The following is a 16,746-nucleotide window of genomic DNA, read 5'->3' on the forward strand; positions in this document are numbered from 1 at the left end:
GCAAAATGAAAAGCTAATACTACTTAATACATACTAAAAATTATGGTGATTTTTTGATGGGTTGTAAAGGGTATAAAAACATTAAAATTGATCATTTTTATTTCAAAAAAATGAAAAATTTGTAAATGTCGCTTGTATCGAGGATTAGAAGCATGCTATTAAAAACAGTAATACATTATGTATAAATAAGATGTTAAATTTACTGGCAAATAAGTAAAGTATTCATATAAATATAGCTAACCTAATATAGATTTACTGAAGCAAATTTATGATTATATTAAGTAATTTGAGTTGTTATGCTGTATTCGGTATTGAACTAGAGTTTTACATTGAAGGAATAGAAAAAGAATACTTATTTCTGAATAGCATCAAAAATAAAATAGCATCTCTTGAATTTTCTTGCGAGAAGGAGAATTCTACACATCAGTATGAGATAAAAAGTGGTTGTTATACGAACTCCTACAATTTAATTAAGCATTTTGAGTTAGCAAAACAATCACTTACTGAAACAGCACAAAAACTAGGTGGGAATGTTTCTTTTAAAGCAAAGCCTTATTTGGATAGAGCAGGCAGTGCATTAAATGTGCATGTTAATCTCGTGAATTCAAATAACGGTAACTTATTTTATATCAATGAGCAAAAGTACAGTGACTATCTGATTCATAGTATTGGTGGATTATGTGCAATGATGAAAAAACATATGTTGTTTTTTGCTCCAAATGATGATTCATATTTAAGATTTCAGTATCCGGATATTCACACTCCAACTACGATTAGTTGGGGAGTAAATAACAGAACTGCTGCGATAAGAATTCCCTATTTTGGCAACGATTCCAAAAGATGCCGCCTAGAGCACCGTGTTCCTGGAACAGATTGTAACCTTGAAAAAGTACTCACAGCAATAATTGAAGGTATAGTTTTTGGTATAGAGAACAAAATTGCTCCGCCAAATAGAGTGTATGGCATCGCATCTGATCCTCAATATAAGATGGAGAGTTTGATATAGCAACTACCTGTTAAACCCTAACCCATTAAACTCCTTTGAGGTAATTGGCCATTCTAGCACTTTCCTCACATCATTATTTACATTCCCATACTGTAATAGCAAGTCTGCAGCAGATAGTTTCTGCGTACTTTTAGATGATCCAAGCCCTATATTGGTAAGGTTGCTCGGTGGCTGCTCAGGAAGTGGATTACCAGATACATCCATGTGTTCAGGGAGAGATTTCATCTGATTCTTTATAGAGCTAGAGTTATTTTGTGCAGGATTTCTATCATCTGACATGTCAAGAATAATTTTCTCAGGTACTACCATAGTTTTTGTATAATCAGCAGAATGACTGCCTTCAGTGTTCTTAAATTCATCAAGAATTGGTTCGCCAAACGCATTTATAGGGCCACCAAGTGATCCTTTCTCCATGCGCTCTTCTGCTCTTTTCCTTATTATTTCTTCTGCTAGCTCAGTTTCAGTTCTTTTTGGTTCTTTTACGGTACCTTTTTCTTCACCTTCATCTCCTGAAACACCAGTAATTTCAGCAGGCTGTTCTTTTTTAGTTCTTATTTTATGAATCAGCGAAAGTAATAAGTAAGTAACTGCAGCAGCAGAAACGATAATGGCTATCTTTGCGGCAATGTGGATTGCTGTTAAAAATATTAAAGCTGATAAAGCTCCAGCTAATCCAGACACAATAACTTTATTTTTGCCTTTTGTTATATTTAGAATTGCCACCATAATAACCTCTCAAATACTGCTCTAGAATTATTATACAGAAATTTTCTTATACTTGCAATTTTGCAAAAATTTTAATTATTTGCGTAAAGTTTTAAAGCTACACAAGGATTAATTAATATGCAATGTATCTCGACTATAATATTGTACAAACGCACATATTCAGCTAACATTCAACATGCAGAGCTTACTCATAGAGCGAAACAGGGCGGTGGTATTATTACTTATAGTAATTTTTATCTTCGGTTCATACGTTTATGTAAAAATGCCAAGGGAAAGCAATCCTGGTATACAGATTCCTATAATCAGCGTGTTTGTTGGACTTCCTGGGATTTCTGCTCAAGATAGTGAAAAGCTATTAGTGCTTCCTATAGAAAATGAACTAAGATCCATCGAAGGTGTAAGAGAATTGAGAGCTTTTGCAACTAATGATGGTGCTCACATGATACTCGAATTTGGAACAGAGTATGATAATAAAGAAGTGCTCGATAATGTCCGTTCAAAGCTTTCAAACATAAAATCGAAGTTACCTGTTGAAGCGGAATCTCCGATAATCAATGAAATAAACTTGAGCTTATTTCCGATACTCAATGTCGGCTTAATTGGTAATTTGCCAGAAAGAGCCTTAACTGAAATAGCACGCAAGCTAAAGAAAGAAATAGAATCTCTGCCAAATGTTCTCAAAGTTGAAGTGGCAGGTATGCGTAAAGAAACAGTGGAAGTGATAGTTGAGCCCACAGTTCTAACAAAATATAACATTCAATCAAACGAAATATTCCAAGCTATATCAAGCAATAACAGACTAGTGGGAGCTGGGTCACTGGAAAATGATACCGGTAAATATTCGATTAAAATATCAGGGTTATTAAAAGATATAGAAGATATTATGAATATTCCTATTAGATCTCAAGGCGATGCAGTTTTGAGAATCAAAGATATAGCAAAAGTATACGCTAGGTTTGAGGATCACCAAGGATTTGCTCGCATTAATGGATTACCTAGTGTCGTGCTAGGAATTTCAAAACGTAACGGAAAAAACATAATAGACACAGTAAATCAAGTAAAATACTTAATGGATAAGGCAAAAGATCAATTACCTGAAAATTTAAAAGTGGTGTACTTAAACGACCAGTCAAAAAACGTCCGCGATGTGCTTGATGACTTGGAAAACGGCATAATATTTGCTGTGTTGTTAATATTGATCATAATGATGCTTTCTATGGGAACAAGGATTGCTATTCTTGTGGCACTCTCGATACCCGGTTCCTTTCTCATTGGGATAATAGCTCTTTACTTTATGGGTATAACCTTAAATATCGTTGTGCTCTTCAGTTTAATTATGGCTGTTGGCATGCTGGTTGATGATGCAATTGTGATCAGCGAATATGCCGATAGAAAGATGATCTGCGGAATGGACAAAGTAGAAGCTTTTTACACTTCAGTTCGTGATATGTTTTATCCGGTTCTATCATCAACGTTAACTAAATTAGCAGTGTTTTTTCCTCTATTATTCTGGCCTGATACTGTTGGTAAATTCATGCAGTACATACCAATTACAATAATCCTAACTTTGACTGGATCGCTCATTATGGCTTTGGTTTTTATACCAACACTTGGTGCAATATTTGGTAAGCCTTCGATAACTTCAAAAAAAGAAATAAAAAAAATGAGTGCTATAGAAAGTGGTGAAATAAAAAATGCTGGGCCTATAATAAGAGCTTACGTACGCATGCTAGAGAAGGTTTTGGATCATCCTAAAAAATTCGTATGTGCTACTGTATTCGTTTTGTTTTCATTTAGTGTGCTGTACTTTACTTTTGGTCCTGGAGTAAAGTTTTTTCCGAAAGTGGATTCAGATAATATTTTAATCAGTGTTAAAGCAAAAGAAAGCTTATCAGCCAAAGAACGAGATCTGATACTCAAAGAAGTGGAAGAACGCATTTTGAGCATTGAAAAAGAAATTCATGTTTCTTATGCTAGATCAGGAGCATTTTCAGACAACGTTATCGCCAGAATACAACTAGAACTTATGGATTGGCGCTTCAGGCGCAAAGCTAAGCACATACTAAATGATATAAGGAGCAGTGTGCAAGACATGAAAGGAATAATAATTAATGTTCAAGAGGAAAAGCCAGGACCGTCGGCTGACAAGCCAATACAAATTAACCTCAGCGGGAGTGTATCCAGTTTGAATTTAGCAGCAGAGAAAATTCTAGAAATTATGAACCAACCTTCATCCGGGTTTATAAATATTCAAGATAGCAGATCAGCACCTGAAATAGAGTGGAATATGAGTGTTGATAAGAGTAAGGCTACAAGCTCTGAAGTAAGTGTTGCAACCATTGGCGATTTTATAAAGATGGTTACAAATGGAGTATTGATTGGAAAATATAGACCAAATAACACGGATGAAGAAATCGATATTGTACTCCGTTTCCCCAGAAAGGACCGCAATATGAAGACTATAGACAATCTTTTTATCAATACAGTTAATGGCCCGTATCCTATGAGCAACATAGTAAAATATGCTCCCGAAAAAAAGGTAAACAAACTAAACAGGATTGATGGATTACGCACAGTGACAATCTCTGCTGACGTTGATACTGGCTATCTTGTTGATGAAAGAGTAAAGTTCATTCAGAATTCTATTGCCCAGGATTGGGACAAGGGAGTAAAAATTGATTTTAAAGGCGACAAAGAAGATCAACAAAAATCAGGAGCATTTTTGTTAAAGGCTTTTATATTAGCGATTACACTAATGATATTGGTATTAGTGACACAGTTTAATAATGTATACCATACATTTATCGTAATGACAGCAGTGTTTTTATCCACAACATGTGTGTTTTTTGTTTTCTTTCTTATCCAACAAGTTTTCGTAGTTGTTATGTGTGGAGTGGGGATAATTGCTTTGGCAGGAATTATAGTGAATAATAACATACTATTGCTTGATGCCTTTCATCATCAAATTAAGGTACACAAAAATGACATCAAGCGATGTGTAATAAACGCTGCAATTTCTCGCGTTAGGCCAATATTGCTTACCGTTGCAACCACAGTTCTTGGTTTAATACCGATGATTACCAGGTTAAATATCAATTTTTTTACGCTACAAATCACATATGATGCTCCATCAAGCCAGTGGTGGGTTGACATTTCAACAACCATAGCAAGTGGAATATTGGCTGCAACGGTTTTAACTTTATTCTTTACTCCTGCGTTGCTTGTTATACAAAAACATGAAAAAACTTGACTTAAATTAGCAATCATTTAACATTTAAGATAGTGTTCTTTGCCCGTTGGAGCTATAATTATAACTAATTACATTGGATTTATTTATTATGATTGCTAATCGTAAAAGCAGTGTTAAGCAGAAAAGTAACAAGAATAACATAGTTGGAAGCCTTGATGTAATAAAAACAGCAGGAGAGCTTTCACTTCAAAAAGGTTTAGATTTTGATGTTGTAATAAAGGCACTAGAAAGTGCTATAGAAGCAGTGGCTCATCAAAAATATGGTAGCAAAAGTAAAATTGTAGTTGATATAGATAGAAACACAGGCAAAGTTACTTCATATAGAAAACTAAAAGTTATTGATGATGAATCAAATGAAAAAGAGAATACTGAGTGTGAATCAATTACGCTTACACAAGCTAAATTAATAAAAGGAGATGCAAAAGTTGGAGATACTGTTAGTGAATTGCTCTCTCTTAACACTGATCTTGCTTCAGCAAGAATTGCCCAGCAAAAGATTGCTCAAGTAATGAAAGATGAAGAGTCAAAAAAGCAATATGAGGAGTTTAAAGATAAAGTGGGAGAAATAAGGTATGGTATTGTTAAACAAGTAGAATATTCAGATCTTATTATAGACATAAATGGCACTAGGGCATATCTTCCATTGCGAAATTTAACTGGTGGTGAATCATTTCGTGAAGGTGATAAGGTTAAAGCTTACATACAGACTGTTAAGCGCTCTGATGATGGACGTCAAATTATTCTTTCTAGGACTCATGAAGGCTTTTTGGAGGCATTATTAAATCAAGAAATACCAGAAATTGCTGACGGATTAGTGACAATTAAAGGTATAGCTAGAGATGCTGGTTCAAGGTCTAAGGTTGCCGTTTTCTCTCCCGACAAGAACATTGATCCAGTAGGTGCTTGTGTTGGAGTTAAGGGAGATAGAATAAAAACTATTATACACGAATTAAATGGTGAAAAAATTGACGTTATAAATTACTCCTCAGATTTGGGTCAATTCGTTATTAAAGCCATTACTCCTGCAGAAGTATCGAAGGTTATTATTGATGAAAATGAAAATTGCATAGAGTTAATAGTTGCTGAAGATCAATTGAGTTTAGCGATAGGAAAAAAGGGCCAGAATGTAAGATTAGCTTCAGAGCTTGTTGGATGGAAAATTGAGATATTAAGCACTCAGCAAGAATCAGAAAGGCGAAGTAAAGAACTTAGTCAATGTTCAGCTTTATTTGCTGAAGCTTTAAACTTAGAAGAGATTATGGGTCAGCTATTGGTAACAGAAGGTTTTTCAAGTGTAGAAGACATATCTAGCGCTTCAATTAAAGAGCTTGCTTCAATAGAGGGCTTTAATGAAGATATTGCAAACGAACTTCACAATAGAGCAAATAAGTACCTGAAAGCAGAAAATGATAGAAAAATAGAAGAGCTAAAAAGTTTAGGTATGGAGGATGATGTAATCAATTTAACTTTATCAATAGACAATAAAATTGCTCTTAGTAAGCATGATATTAAGACTTTAGAGGACATAGCAGATTTATCAAGTTATGAGTTTTGCAGCATACTCTCTTCCTCATCCGATAGCAAAGAAGATCTAAAAGATACAGTAGATTCAATAATCATAGAAGCACGTAAAAAGCTTGGATTAATATAATAAAATAATATGAATAATGAAGATATCAGTGATAAAAAATTAACGCTCCAAGGTTTAAGCAAGCTTAAATTAGACCTCAATTTAAACTCTTCAGCTAGCCCAAGTACTGGAGCTACAGTAGTAAAAAAAAGAAGAAAAAAATCTCATGATGCAGAAGAACATAATTTATTTGACGAGAGTAAATTATGTTCTTTAACAGAGAAAGAACAAATTTTTCGCATTAATGCTGTGCAGAATGCTGCTTTGCTGAAAGAAAGAAATCAGAGAGAAGAAAAAGAGAAAACAGCAAAAGAAGACAGCAATAAAGAGATTGACGAGAAAAATGAAGCGGACGCTTTATCTAAGGAAATAAATAAGCAAGTTTTAAGTAATACCCACTTAGTTGAACCAAAAGAAGATAGTATTGACCATGAGGACAACGATAAAAAGTCTTTTAAAGTCAACAAAGATATATATTCTAAGCATTCTAAACTGGTAATTGCACAGGCAATAGATGAAAAAACTGAACAACCCCCTGTATTTAAGCAAAGGTTTGGTATAAGAGGTAGAAAGTCAAAGTTTACTAAGGGTAAAAATATATCAAGAGAAGTTATTATACCAGACAAAATAACTATCAGGGAGTTATCTATTCGCATGGCAGAAGATAGCAAGAGTGTGCTAAAAATGTTCAAAGAAGAAGTCGGTGAGAGTTATAGAGTAGATGATCTGGTGGATCCAGATATAGCATGTGAAATAGTGGAAAAATTTAATCATACGGCTAAACGAGTGAGCGATACCAACAGAGAAAAAGATTTATTTTTTATAGAAGGCAGAGAAAGCCTGCCTAAAAAACCTAAACCACCAATCGTCACTTTTATGGGACACGTCGATCATGGTAAAACCTCATTGCTCGATGCATTTCGTGAATCTAATGTTGCAGAAAGAGAGTCAGGTGGCATAACTCAACACATAGGTGCTTATCAAATAACGACAAAAGATAAGCAAAAAATTACCTTTATTGATACACCAGGACATGAAGCGTTCACTGCGATGCGTGCACGTGGTGCCAATATTACTAATATAGTTGTAATAGTAGTTGCAGCTGACGATGGAATCATGAAACAAACAGTTGAAGCAATAAATCATGCAAAAGCAGCAAATGTTTCTATTATAGTTGCTATTAATAAAATTGATAAATCTGAGCCTGGTGATGTGGAGAAAGTAATGAGTAGCTTACCTCAATATGATCTCATTCCTGAAGAGCTTGGTGGTGATGTTATGATTGTGCCAGTATCAGCAAAAAAGAAAACTAATTTAGATAAACTAGAAGAGACGATTTTGTTAATCGCTGAATTAATGAAGCTAGAAGCAATAGAAGATTGTCGAGCACTTGGATGGGTAATAGAATCCAAAATAGATAAAGCGAAAGGAATATCAGCTACATTGATAGTTGAGGAAGGAACGTTAAAGGTTGGTGATATATTGGTAGTTGGTACAACATACAGTAAAGTACGTAGTATGGTTAATCACCTTGGTCAAAGAGAAAAAGCAGCACTACCCTCTGCTCCAATTGAAATTACTGGTCTAAATGGTGTACCAAATGCTGGAGATAAATTTGTTGTTGTAAATTCTGAAAAGCAGGCGCGTGAAATTGTTGAATACAGGCTAGAGTTAATCAAGAAAAAGAAAGAAGATTTGGGCGACAATAATTTAGATATATTCAGTCGTAATAACAGCGAAACAGAAGAACTATCTGTAGTTTTAAAGTGCGATGTAACTGGTTCTATTGAAGCAATATCAAGTTCAATTGATAAACTCGGTAAAGACCAAGTGAAATTAAATATCCTACACAAAGCAGTAGGAGGGATAACAGATTCAGATGTGCTGCTTGCAGAAGCATCAAGTGCAGTAATTTTAGCTTTTAATGTAAAAGTGGACTCAAAAATAAGGGACTTGGCAAAACAAAAAGGTATAGAAATACATACTTATAACATAATATACGAGCTCATTGACGACATGAGAATGTATTTAACTAAAATGTTAAAGCCTGTTACACGAGAGGTTCGTGTTGGTTCTGCATCTGTAAGGCAAATATTTAATGTATCTAAAGCTGGTAATATCATTGGATGTTATGTAAGTGATGGAGTCATAAAAAAAGATTCTTTAATTAAGGTAATGCGTGGTGGCAAATTGGTGCATGAAGGAAAGTTAAAAGCACTACGTAGATTTAAAGATGATGTTAAAGAAGTAGGTGTAAACTTTGAATGCGGAGTATCACTAGAGGGTAATGTCGATATTAAAGTTGGAGATATTTTGGAAGCTTATCAATTAGTGCAAGAAGAAAGGGTGTTATAGTAGCTGGATATGAAAAAGGAAATTAGAAACCTAAAGATAGCATCGGTATTGCATAGAGCAATATCAAGAGTTCTAATGGAAGGTAAGGTGTTCAATAAAAATGTAGCGGTATCTGACGTAAAATTAAGTAAAGATTTGAAAAAAGCAGATGTATATATTGTGTTATCTTCATTGAATATTCAAGTAGCTGACTACTTAGATCCAGAAAAAAGACGCACTGGAGATCCTTCTGAGAATAATTGTGATCTTAACACCGTTGTTAATGAAATGAACCAATCTGCATGGTCAATACGTAAATCTATACTGTGTTATGTTGATTTGCGATTTATACCTGAACTAGTTTTCAAGCCTGACTTAGCGTTCGATAATTTTGTTAATGTAAGCAAAATATTACATAATCACACTTAATTAATGCATTTCAATCGTTACTTTTCATTAATGAGGTTGCACAGTTTAACGGGTTTGTGGCTTGTGCTATTTCCCAGTTTGAGCGGTATTCTTTTAGCCTCAACTTCTCTATCGTATCAGGTTCTTTTTCTCCTTGTTTTGTTTACTATAGGTGCATTTTTAATGAGACCCGCAGGGTGCATAATCAATGATATCTTCGATAGAAAAATAGATGCGCACGTTGAACGAACAAAATATAGGCCACTTGCAAGTGGTGCATTAAACATAAAGCAGGCTTTGGCTTTACTTTCACTGCTACTGTCTATTGCCCTGGTAATCTTATTATTAACTAATAAAACTACACTCATACTTGGAATAATCTCAATGTGTATGATAGCTACTTACCCTTTATTAAAGCGGTATGTTTGGTGGCCACAATTGTTCTTAGGGTTTACCTTCAATATGGGATCGCTCATGGGCTCAGCAGCAATAACAAACCAGATCAGTATAGAATCCTTGCTGTTTTATATAGGATGCGTCTTTTGGACACTTAGCTATGACACCATATACGCCCATCAAGATAAAAAAGATGATGAAAAACTCGGGATGAAATCTACCGCATTATATTTTGGTGATACAACAAAATCTTGGTTGAAAAGATTTTATTTAATATCTCTTATGACGTGGCTATATGCTGGTATCTTATCATCATTAAATAACATTTTTTATATTGCTCTACTTGCTGTAGGGTTCATATTTCACCGCCAATACAAAAATTTCAATCCTGACGATCCCAGTCAATGCATGTCCATATTTAAAAATAATTCCTACGTAGGGTTGCTTCTCTTTTTTGGCATCCTTTTAGATAGAATTATCACCTAGGTCTCAAGAGTTTTGGCTCTAATGAAGTCAATAAACTCAGGTACTCGCAGAAACGAAAATTGCTTGACACCCTTCGCCAGCCCTCTTATCATGAAACTGAAGCTATTGTATTTGCTTTCGCCAATCTGCAGATTAAAAGGTAAGGATTACTTAATGTATCGGCGTCTTATGTTCAATTTTTTGCAGTATATAGATACTGTATGTCTTTACAAAACTTCATCTACATCTAGATTTTTATCTAAATAAGCTGAACGCGCTTATAAAGCGTTACAAGACATCAAAAAATGCCAATACTCGACAGAGATAGTAAAAGACTAGCTAACTCGGGGATTCTTTGTCTTTTTTTCTGCTTAGTAAATTTCTTAAACATTTGCAGCGTAAGTTAGTTGCAATTAAAAGCGGCTGAATCTCGCTTGTCAAGCGTTTAAAACATAAAAAACGCCAATATTTTAAAGCGGATAATAACCCCAGGGCTTCTTTTGCCTTTTTTTTCATTTGGTAAATTTCTTAATATTTACAGCTAAACAACAACCGTCATCCCTAAGTATCCCGCTGCTTGTTAGCGGCTAAGAGATACCGCGGCGGTATAGCTATAGGATGACAAAAAAAGGGCACTGTGACGAACTTAAATCACAATTATCAGTTAATGCCAATCGCGGCATTATAAAAAACGCCAAACTTTTTTCTGCTTTTATGCAAGAAGTCTAGTCCATATATTCCTCCCACTTCTCCGCGACTTTCCTTACTATTTCCTCACTCATCTCAATTTTCTTTCCCCACTCTCGTTTGGTTTCAGGCGGGATTTTATTTGTCGCATCAAATCCCATTTTACCTCCAAGTCCACTTTCAGGGGAAGCAAAGTCTAAATAATCAATAGGTACACTTTCTATCATGATTGTATCACGCACAGGGTCCATCCTCGTTGACATTGCCCACATTACTTCCTTCCAATCACGTACATTTATATCATTATCAACAACGATAATAAACTTCGTGTATAAAAACTGCTTTAGAAAAGAAAGTATGCCCATAACAATTCTTTTTGCCTGCCCTGGATAGGATTTTTTTATCGACACTATCGCTATTCTATATGAGCAACCTTCCGGTGGCAGATAAAAGTCCACTATCTCTGGAAATTGATTGATAAGAATGGGCACAAAAATTTCATTGAGTGCTTCACCAAGAATCGATGGTTCATCAGGTGGCTTGCCAGTGAAAGTGCTAAGATATATCGGGTTTTTACGCATAGTAATTGCAGTAATATTAAATTCAGGAAATTGCTCAACAGAATTATAGTAGCCGGTGTGATCTCCGTATGGCCCTTCGTCTTGATATCTATCCAAACTCACATAGCCTTCCAGAACGATTTCCGCGTGAGCTGGCACTTGAAGTGGAATAGTCTTACAATTTACAAGCTCAAGCGGCTTCTTTCGCAGTAGTCCAGCAAATTGGTATTCTGACAATGTTTCTGGCACTGGAGTTACTGCAGCAATAATCGTTGCAGGATCACTACCGATCACAGCAGCAGCAGGAAATTTCATATTTTGTTCCTTCTCTTTCCATCGTTTGTGGTGACCTGCACCACCACGATGTGCAAGCCAACGCATTAGAGTCGTTTTTTTATCTATGACCTGCATACGATATATTCCAAGATTGAAATTATCTTGTTTGTCTTTCGTAGGTCCTTTTGTCACCACAATTGGCCAGGTGATAAGTGGTGCAGGTTCATTTGGCCAGCATGTTTGAATGGGCAGTAGACTTAGGTCCACTTCATCTCCGGTTAGCACTACCTCTTGACATGGAGCCTTGCTCACGACTTTACTTCGCATCGATAACACGACTTTCAACAAAGGAAACATTTTTATAGCATCCTTAAAGTTTTTTGGCGGCTCAGGTGATTGCAAAAATGCTAAAAGTTTACCAAGATCTCTTAGTTCATCAGGATTTATGTTCAACCCCAATGCAATCCTCTTAATAGTACCAAATAAATTCACCAAAACAGGAATCGAATTTTTACCATTTTCTGTGACAACATTTTCAAAAATGATCGCTGGCCCTTTGTTTGACAAAACCCTACGGTGAATTTCTGTCATTTCAAGAACTGTTGAAACTTTCTCCTTAATTCTAATCAGATTCTTTTTTTCTTCTAAGGCTTTGATGAAGTCGCGTAAGTTGTTGTACATATTCCAGTTTTTAAAATTTTAAGTTTACATTTAGTTTTCAAGCACTTTATTGAAATTTGACCTATGCACTACTTTCCTGCCTAGCGAGCTTTCAGTTAATTTGAGATCAAATCCTCATATTGCTTACTAAGTTTGTATTTCCTTCCTCTATTGGAAAAATCTACAATCTTGATAAACCCCATTTCCACCCACTTTTTACAAAGTTGCGCACTGGTACGAGGCTTAAAATTAAATAGTTCGCCAACCTGACTAGCTGTAATAGCGGAAAACTCCTGGAAGAGCTCAAGAGCTTTGCGTTGTTTAGGATCAAGCTTACGTATAAGATCAGTCTGATCAGCGTGGTATTCTTCTTTATTTATACGTTGTAAAACGTTCTCAAATGAATTTGCCATACCTTCTACGAAATACTCCACCCACTTAGTAATATCTGCTTCAGCTCGTCCCATGTAATAGTTGTGCGATGGACCTATACTGATTGCTTCATAATACGCTCCTAGATTCTTAGCATAATATTCTTCCAATGAATAAAGTCCTTTTAGGTCATACCCACCAAGGTGTAAAATTAATGTAGTCAACAATCTTGCAGTACGACCATTACCGTCATAGTAAGGGTGAATTGTTACAAATTGATAATGCGCAATACCTGCAATAATTGGGCAAGGCACTTGCTCACTGTTACGAATCCAATCAATCATACTGCTCATGAGCTTTGGTACATCCTTTGCTTCAGGTGGCATATAAATTATTGCACGTGTAAGACTATCGCGGATAACATTTTGACCATCACGATAAGGTGTTGATTTTATTTTAGATTTTCCACTTGCTATTACTAGAGCATGTAGTGTTTGAACAGCTTTCTCAGTAATGGGTATTCTCCTTGCTGCCCATTGTTCAACTTGAGTTAAAGCTGCATAATATCCTTTAACCTCATTTTCATCTCTCCTATATTTTGGAAAGTGGCTTTTACCACTTAAAACCTCTTCAATCTGTTTAGGTTCAAGTCGATTTCCTTCAATCATAGTAGAATAGTGTGTGGTATAAAGCCGTGCAGTTTCACGAAGAGACAAAAGCATTGATACAGTGAGCGGCAAATGTAACACTTTTTCTTTTGCTGCTTCAATCCTTATAAGACAACTAGCAATTTTAGAAGTAATCGTATAATTCGGCATCGGCATAATATCTGCATTACATTACTTCTATATTATGCTGATAAAATGCAGATAATACAACATTTACACGACGCCGACCATAAACAGCAATAAATTCGGCTGATTGAGAAAGAAGTTTGTCTTGTAGAATAGCTATTTCTTTTTCTCTGCCAATTATTGGTTCACTCATATGTTTATTCCGCGGAAAATTATACACAGCGGAATAAAATTATCAACTTTGTTTTACCGCCGTATTTACAGCGTGGCGGTAAAAGATAGAGCATCTCATAATTGGCTATTCTGGAGGTAGTTTTGTCACTTGCATCACCAATTCTTCTGATGAACTTTGTGGTAATGTGCTTGAGTTTTATTGTGTAAAGTTTGCATTTGAGGCAAAACTGGTTATAAAATACACTTGATACAAATGTTTTTATATATTAACATTAGATGCTTCTTTTAATATACAGATAAATGTGTACTAAAAGTTTTATGTTGTAGGTTTTTAAATAAATTGTATGTCTAGAATATCGTTTTTATTAATTTTAATAATAGCAATAGCAAGCTTGCCGATAATAAACAATTGGCTTTCAAATCGCAGCCAAATGCTAAACGATGATTATATAGGTGAGAAATTAGATAATTATATAAGCAGAAATTTTGATAAGATCGTAAAAACTCTCAAAGAGGAGTCGATTAAAAGTAGTTACGCTGCTCGAGATAATGTAACCAAAAGTAAAATTTCACAATACAAGGATCAAATATTTGACCTTACTTATCCTTACTCCGGAAATGAAAATAGTAGTGTTATAGCTGTAGGCTTCCTTGACTATTCTTGTGGACATTGCAAAGCTATAAAGAATGATATAAAGCAGTTAATTAACGACGGCAAAATTAAGTATATCTTTAGGGATGCTCCAATACTTGGTAACGCTTCTTTAAAGGCAGCAAAAAGTGCTTTAGCTGTCTATTTTCTCGATAAAGAAAAATATTTCGATTTTCACCATGCTGCTTTAAGTCACAAAGGAGAATTTTCAGACGAAAGCATATTGGATATAGTGAAAAACATAGGGATTGATGAGGACGATTTTAATGATTCCATAAAAGATAACGCGGACAAAATTGAGCAAATGATAAACAACAGTAGGCTTCTAGTAAGAGATTTGGGAGTAGGTGGTACACCTTTTTTAATAATTGGAGATAGCCTGTTTGTAGGAGCAACTGATTTGAATGTATTACGCAAAAAAGTAGATGAATTAAGTCACAAGCAAGGCTAGTTACAGTTTGCCATAAAATTTTATTTTTTTGCTTGACAACTCAAATGAACCTGAGTATAGTAACTGTGGGTGTGACAGCAGTTTAACTCAGTAGTCTCATCCACTTTCCATAGCGTCATTTACTATGTGAAACGCTTTCAAATTACAACATTTTCTTCAACCAAACTATTTTACTTTCACAGGAGGGTATATGTCATTCACAGAAATTAGATTTCCAGAAAATATATCTTATGGTTCCACTGGAGGACCGGAATTTTCCACTGACGTTGTAACAACTCACAATGGTTGTGAACAGCGCAACATCAATTGGTCTCATGCACGCACTAGATACAACATAGCTTACGGGGTCAGATCAAACGAGCAACTACTGGAACTAATAACATTTTTTCATGCACGAAAAGGTAAAGCAATAGGGTTTCGTTTTAAGGATTGGTCGGATTTTATAGCCATTAATCAAGAGATTGGTATAGGAGATAACAAAAAAACGACTTTTCAGCTAATCAAAACTTATGTAAGTGGGGAAGATAAGCATATACGTATGATCAAAAAGCCAGTACATGGGACAGTAAAGATTTATTTAAATGGTAAAGAAGAGAGTGAATATTCAGTAAATTATTCAACTGGAGAAATAACATTTATGAAGCCACCAGTAAAAGATGTGATAATCACTGCGAGCTTTGAATTTGATGTGCCCGTGCGCTTTGATACAGATTACTTAAACGCTTCTATTGATGACTATGGAAGCAATAGCTGGAATAATATCCCCTTGGTGGAAGTGAAATTTTAGTTATAAGCGAGCATAGATCCACATCATAGTAGGGCTACTAGTCACCATCAATTGAAAAAATTAAGCACCACTGAGGCTCTATATTTAAATGAGCCTCAGTATATGCAATTATTTTAAACTTTATCACCAGCTATATACTACAATGTTGCTGAGCTTTGCTAACATTTACACTTGAAGCTTGGGGAGATTCTAACTCAGTGCTTTTTTCTTCCTGCAAAATAGAAAGCTTCAACAACTCCTTTAGAGTTGATTTTGCAAGTGTTGTATCATCTTTGTTTAAGATGTAGTCTAGCATGCCGTTTTTCTGTAAGAGATTAACAAAATATCTATCTCCCTCATTAAGAACCTCTATCTTGTTAATACAAGATAATACTAAATCCGAATTCTTTGTTGCTAAAATTCCATTCAAAAAGATATCTAATTTTGTTTTATCTTCAGTTAAGTCTTCAGCTAACCTATTTCTGATATTCTCATTGTCAAACACAATGTACTCGAGGTACGAGGAAGGCTCAATAAGTATAAAGTCCTCTAAAGGCACTAGTTCTGGATAGGTGCCAGCGTAATCAAGTATGCCACACTCAGTAATACACCCTCCTTTTCTTATAACACAGCAATTGAGACGACCATGATACATTGATAACAAAGAAAAAAGACGTATTATACTTGTACCTCTATCTTTCATTTCCTTGAAAAGCTTCCTATCATTTATTAATTTGTGCAAAATGTAATCCATAGCAGGACCTGGTTTGCGGAAATGAAACATATTATTCTCTTCAAAAATGGCCTCAGCTAATTCGATAGATTCTTTATCCTCATCTACAAAAGCTTTTTCATTTCTATTTAACTGTATGATCTCAGCTTTGCTATCTCTGCGTAGACCAGTTCTCCTTATTAACATCTCAAATATTTTTGTATTCATATATATCCTATATTAATTAAAGTAAATATTAATAATGTTTACTTTTTAAATAAAAATAAATGAAAATTTTAATAAAAATTAAATTTTTTTTAATAGAATAAAAATCTTTTATATTTGCTTGAGTACCAAAAGGGCTTTATTGGTGTAATGCGTTTTCTATTGCACCTGGCTGCAGTGCCCAGCGTCAAGATCTGATGAA

General features: G+C 34.9%; 13 protein-coding genes. 8 read left to right on the forward strand and 5 right to left on the reverse strand.

Features of this window, described 5'->3' with window-relative positions:
* Positions 1-268: 268 nt before the first annotated feature.
* On the forward strand, positions 269-1,006 hold the full coding sequence (locus ABWU48_RS05285; protein ID WP_010963182.1) for a glutamine synthetase: 738 nt from the start codon (positions 269-271) through the stop codon (positions 1,004-1,006).
* Positions 1,007-1,009: 3 nt separating this feature from the next.
* Here ABWU48_RS05285 and ABWU48_RS05290 read toward each other — a convergent pair whose 3' ends face one another.
* A complete protein-coding gene (locus tag ABWU48_RS05290; protein ID WP_138264854.1) occupies positions 1,010-1,732 on the reverse strand; it encodes a hypothetical protein in 723 nt (240 codons plus the stop codon).
* A gap of 175 nt (positions 1,733-1,907) precedes the next feature.
* Between ABWU48_RS05290 and ABWU48_RS05295 the strand changes: the two genes are divergently transcribed.
* From ABWU48_RS05295 to ubiA, 5 genes are all read left to right on the forward strand, one after another.
* Positions 1,908-4,982 (forward strand): efflux RND transporter permease subunit, encoded by a 3,075-nt coding sequence (locus tag ABWU48_RS05295; RefSeq protein WP_353288326.1) that lies wholly within the window; start codon positions 1,908-1,910, stop codon positions 4,980-4,982.
* An 88-nt stretch (positions 4,983-5,070) separates the two neighbouring features.
* Complete coding sequence (nusA, locus tag ABWU48_RS05300) at positions 5,071-6,633, forward strand: transcription termination factor NusA (protein WP_353288327.1); 1,563 nt, start codon at positions 5,071-5,073, stop codon at positions 6,631-6,633.
* 9 nt (positions 6,634-6,642) lie between these two features.
* Positions 6,643-8,967 carry a translation initiation factor IF-2 gene (gene infB, locus ABWU48_RS05305; protein WP_264705815.1) on the forward strand — a complete coding sequence of 775 codons (2,325 nt, stop codon included), beginning with the start codon at positions 6,643-6,645 and terminating at the stop codon, positions 8,965-8,967.
* 9 nt (positions 8,968-8,976) lie between these two features.
* Positions 8,977-9,375 (forward strand): ribosome-binding factor A, encoded by a 399-nt coding sequence (locus tag ABWU48_RS05310; RefSeq protein ID WP_209472402.1) that lies wholly within the window; start codon positions 8,977-8,979, stop codon positions 9,373-9,375.
* Positions 9,376-9,378: 3 nt separating this feature from the next.
* Positions 9,379-10,236, forward strand: coding sequence for a 4-hydroxybenzoate octaprenyltransferase (gene ubiA / locus ABWU48_RS05315; protein WP_182319897.1), 858 nt, complete (start codon positions 9,379-9,381; stop codon positions 10,234-10,236).
* A gap of 704 nt (positions 10,237-10,940) precedes the next feature.
* On the opposite strand, the gene ABWU48_RS05320 is transcribed toward ubiA, so the two are convergent.
* The 3 genes from ABWU48_RS05320 to ABWU48_RS05330 all read right to left on the reverse strand — a co-directional run bounded on the left by ABWU48_RS05320 (position 10,941) and on the right by ABWU48_RS05330 (position 13,757).
* Positions 10,941-12,419 carry a UbiD family decarboxylase gene (locus tag ABWU48_RS05320; protein WP_209472400.1) on the reverse strand — a complete coding sequence of 493 codons (1,479 nt, stop codon included), beginning with the start codon at positions 12,417-12,419 and terminating at the stop codon, positions 10,941-10,943.
* Between the two features lie 95 nt (positions 12,420-12,514).
* A complete protein-coding gene (locus ABWU48_RS05325; protein ID WP_259348578.1) occupies positions 12,515-13,588 on the reverse strand; it encodes a Fic family protein in 1,074 nt (357 codons plus the stop codon).
* Positions 13,589-13,604: 16 nt separating this feature from the next.
* Positions 13,605-13,757 (reverse strand): hypothetical protein, encoded by a 153-nt coding sequence (locus ABWU48_RS05330; RefSeq protein ID WP_007548541.1) that lies wholly within the window; start codon positions 13,755-13,757, stop codon positions 13,605-13,607.
* A 325-nt stretch (positions 13,758-14,082) separates the two neighbouring features.
* Here ABWU48_RS05330 and ABWU48_RS05335 point away from each other — a divergent pair, with 325 nt between their 5' ends.
* Positions 14,083-14,841, forward strand: a complete 759-nt coding sequence (locus tag ABWU48_RS05335; RefSeq protein ID WP_010963174.1) for a DsbA family protein — start codon at positions 14,083-14,085, stop codon at positions 14,839-14,841.
* 190 nt (positions 14,842-15,031) lie between these two features.
* Positions 15,032-15,628 carry a TIGR02217 family protein gene (locus tag ABWU48_RS05340; protein WP_264329612.1) on the forward strand — a complete coding sequence of 199 codons (597 nt, stop codon included), beginning with the start codon at positions 15,032-15,034 and terminating at the stop codon, positions 15,626-15,628.
* A 130-nt stretch (positions 15,629-15,758) separates the two neighbouring features.
* Here ABWU48_RS05340 and ABWU48_RS05345 read toward each other — a convergent pair whose 3' ends face one another.
* Positions 15,759-16,547, reverse strand: a complete 789-nt coding sequence (locus tag ABWU48_RS05345; RefSeq protein ID WP_209473248.1) for a hypothetical protein — start codon at positions 16,545-16,547, stop codon at positions 15,759-15,761.
* Positions 16,548-16,746: the final 199 nt, after the last annotated feature.

This window comes from Wolbachia endosymbiont (group A) of Tromatobia lineatoria (assembly GCF_964028565.1).
GTDB lineage: Bacteria > Pseudomonadota > Alphaproteobacteria > Rickettsiales > Anaplasmataceae > Wolbachia > Wolbachia pipientis.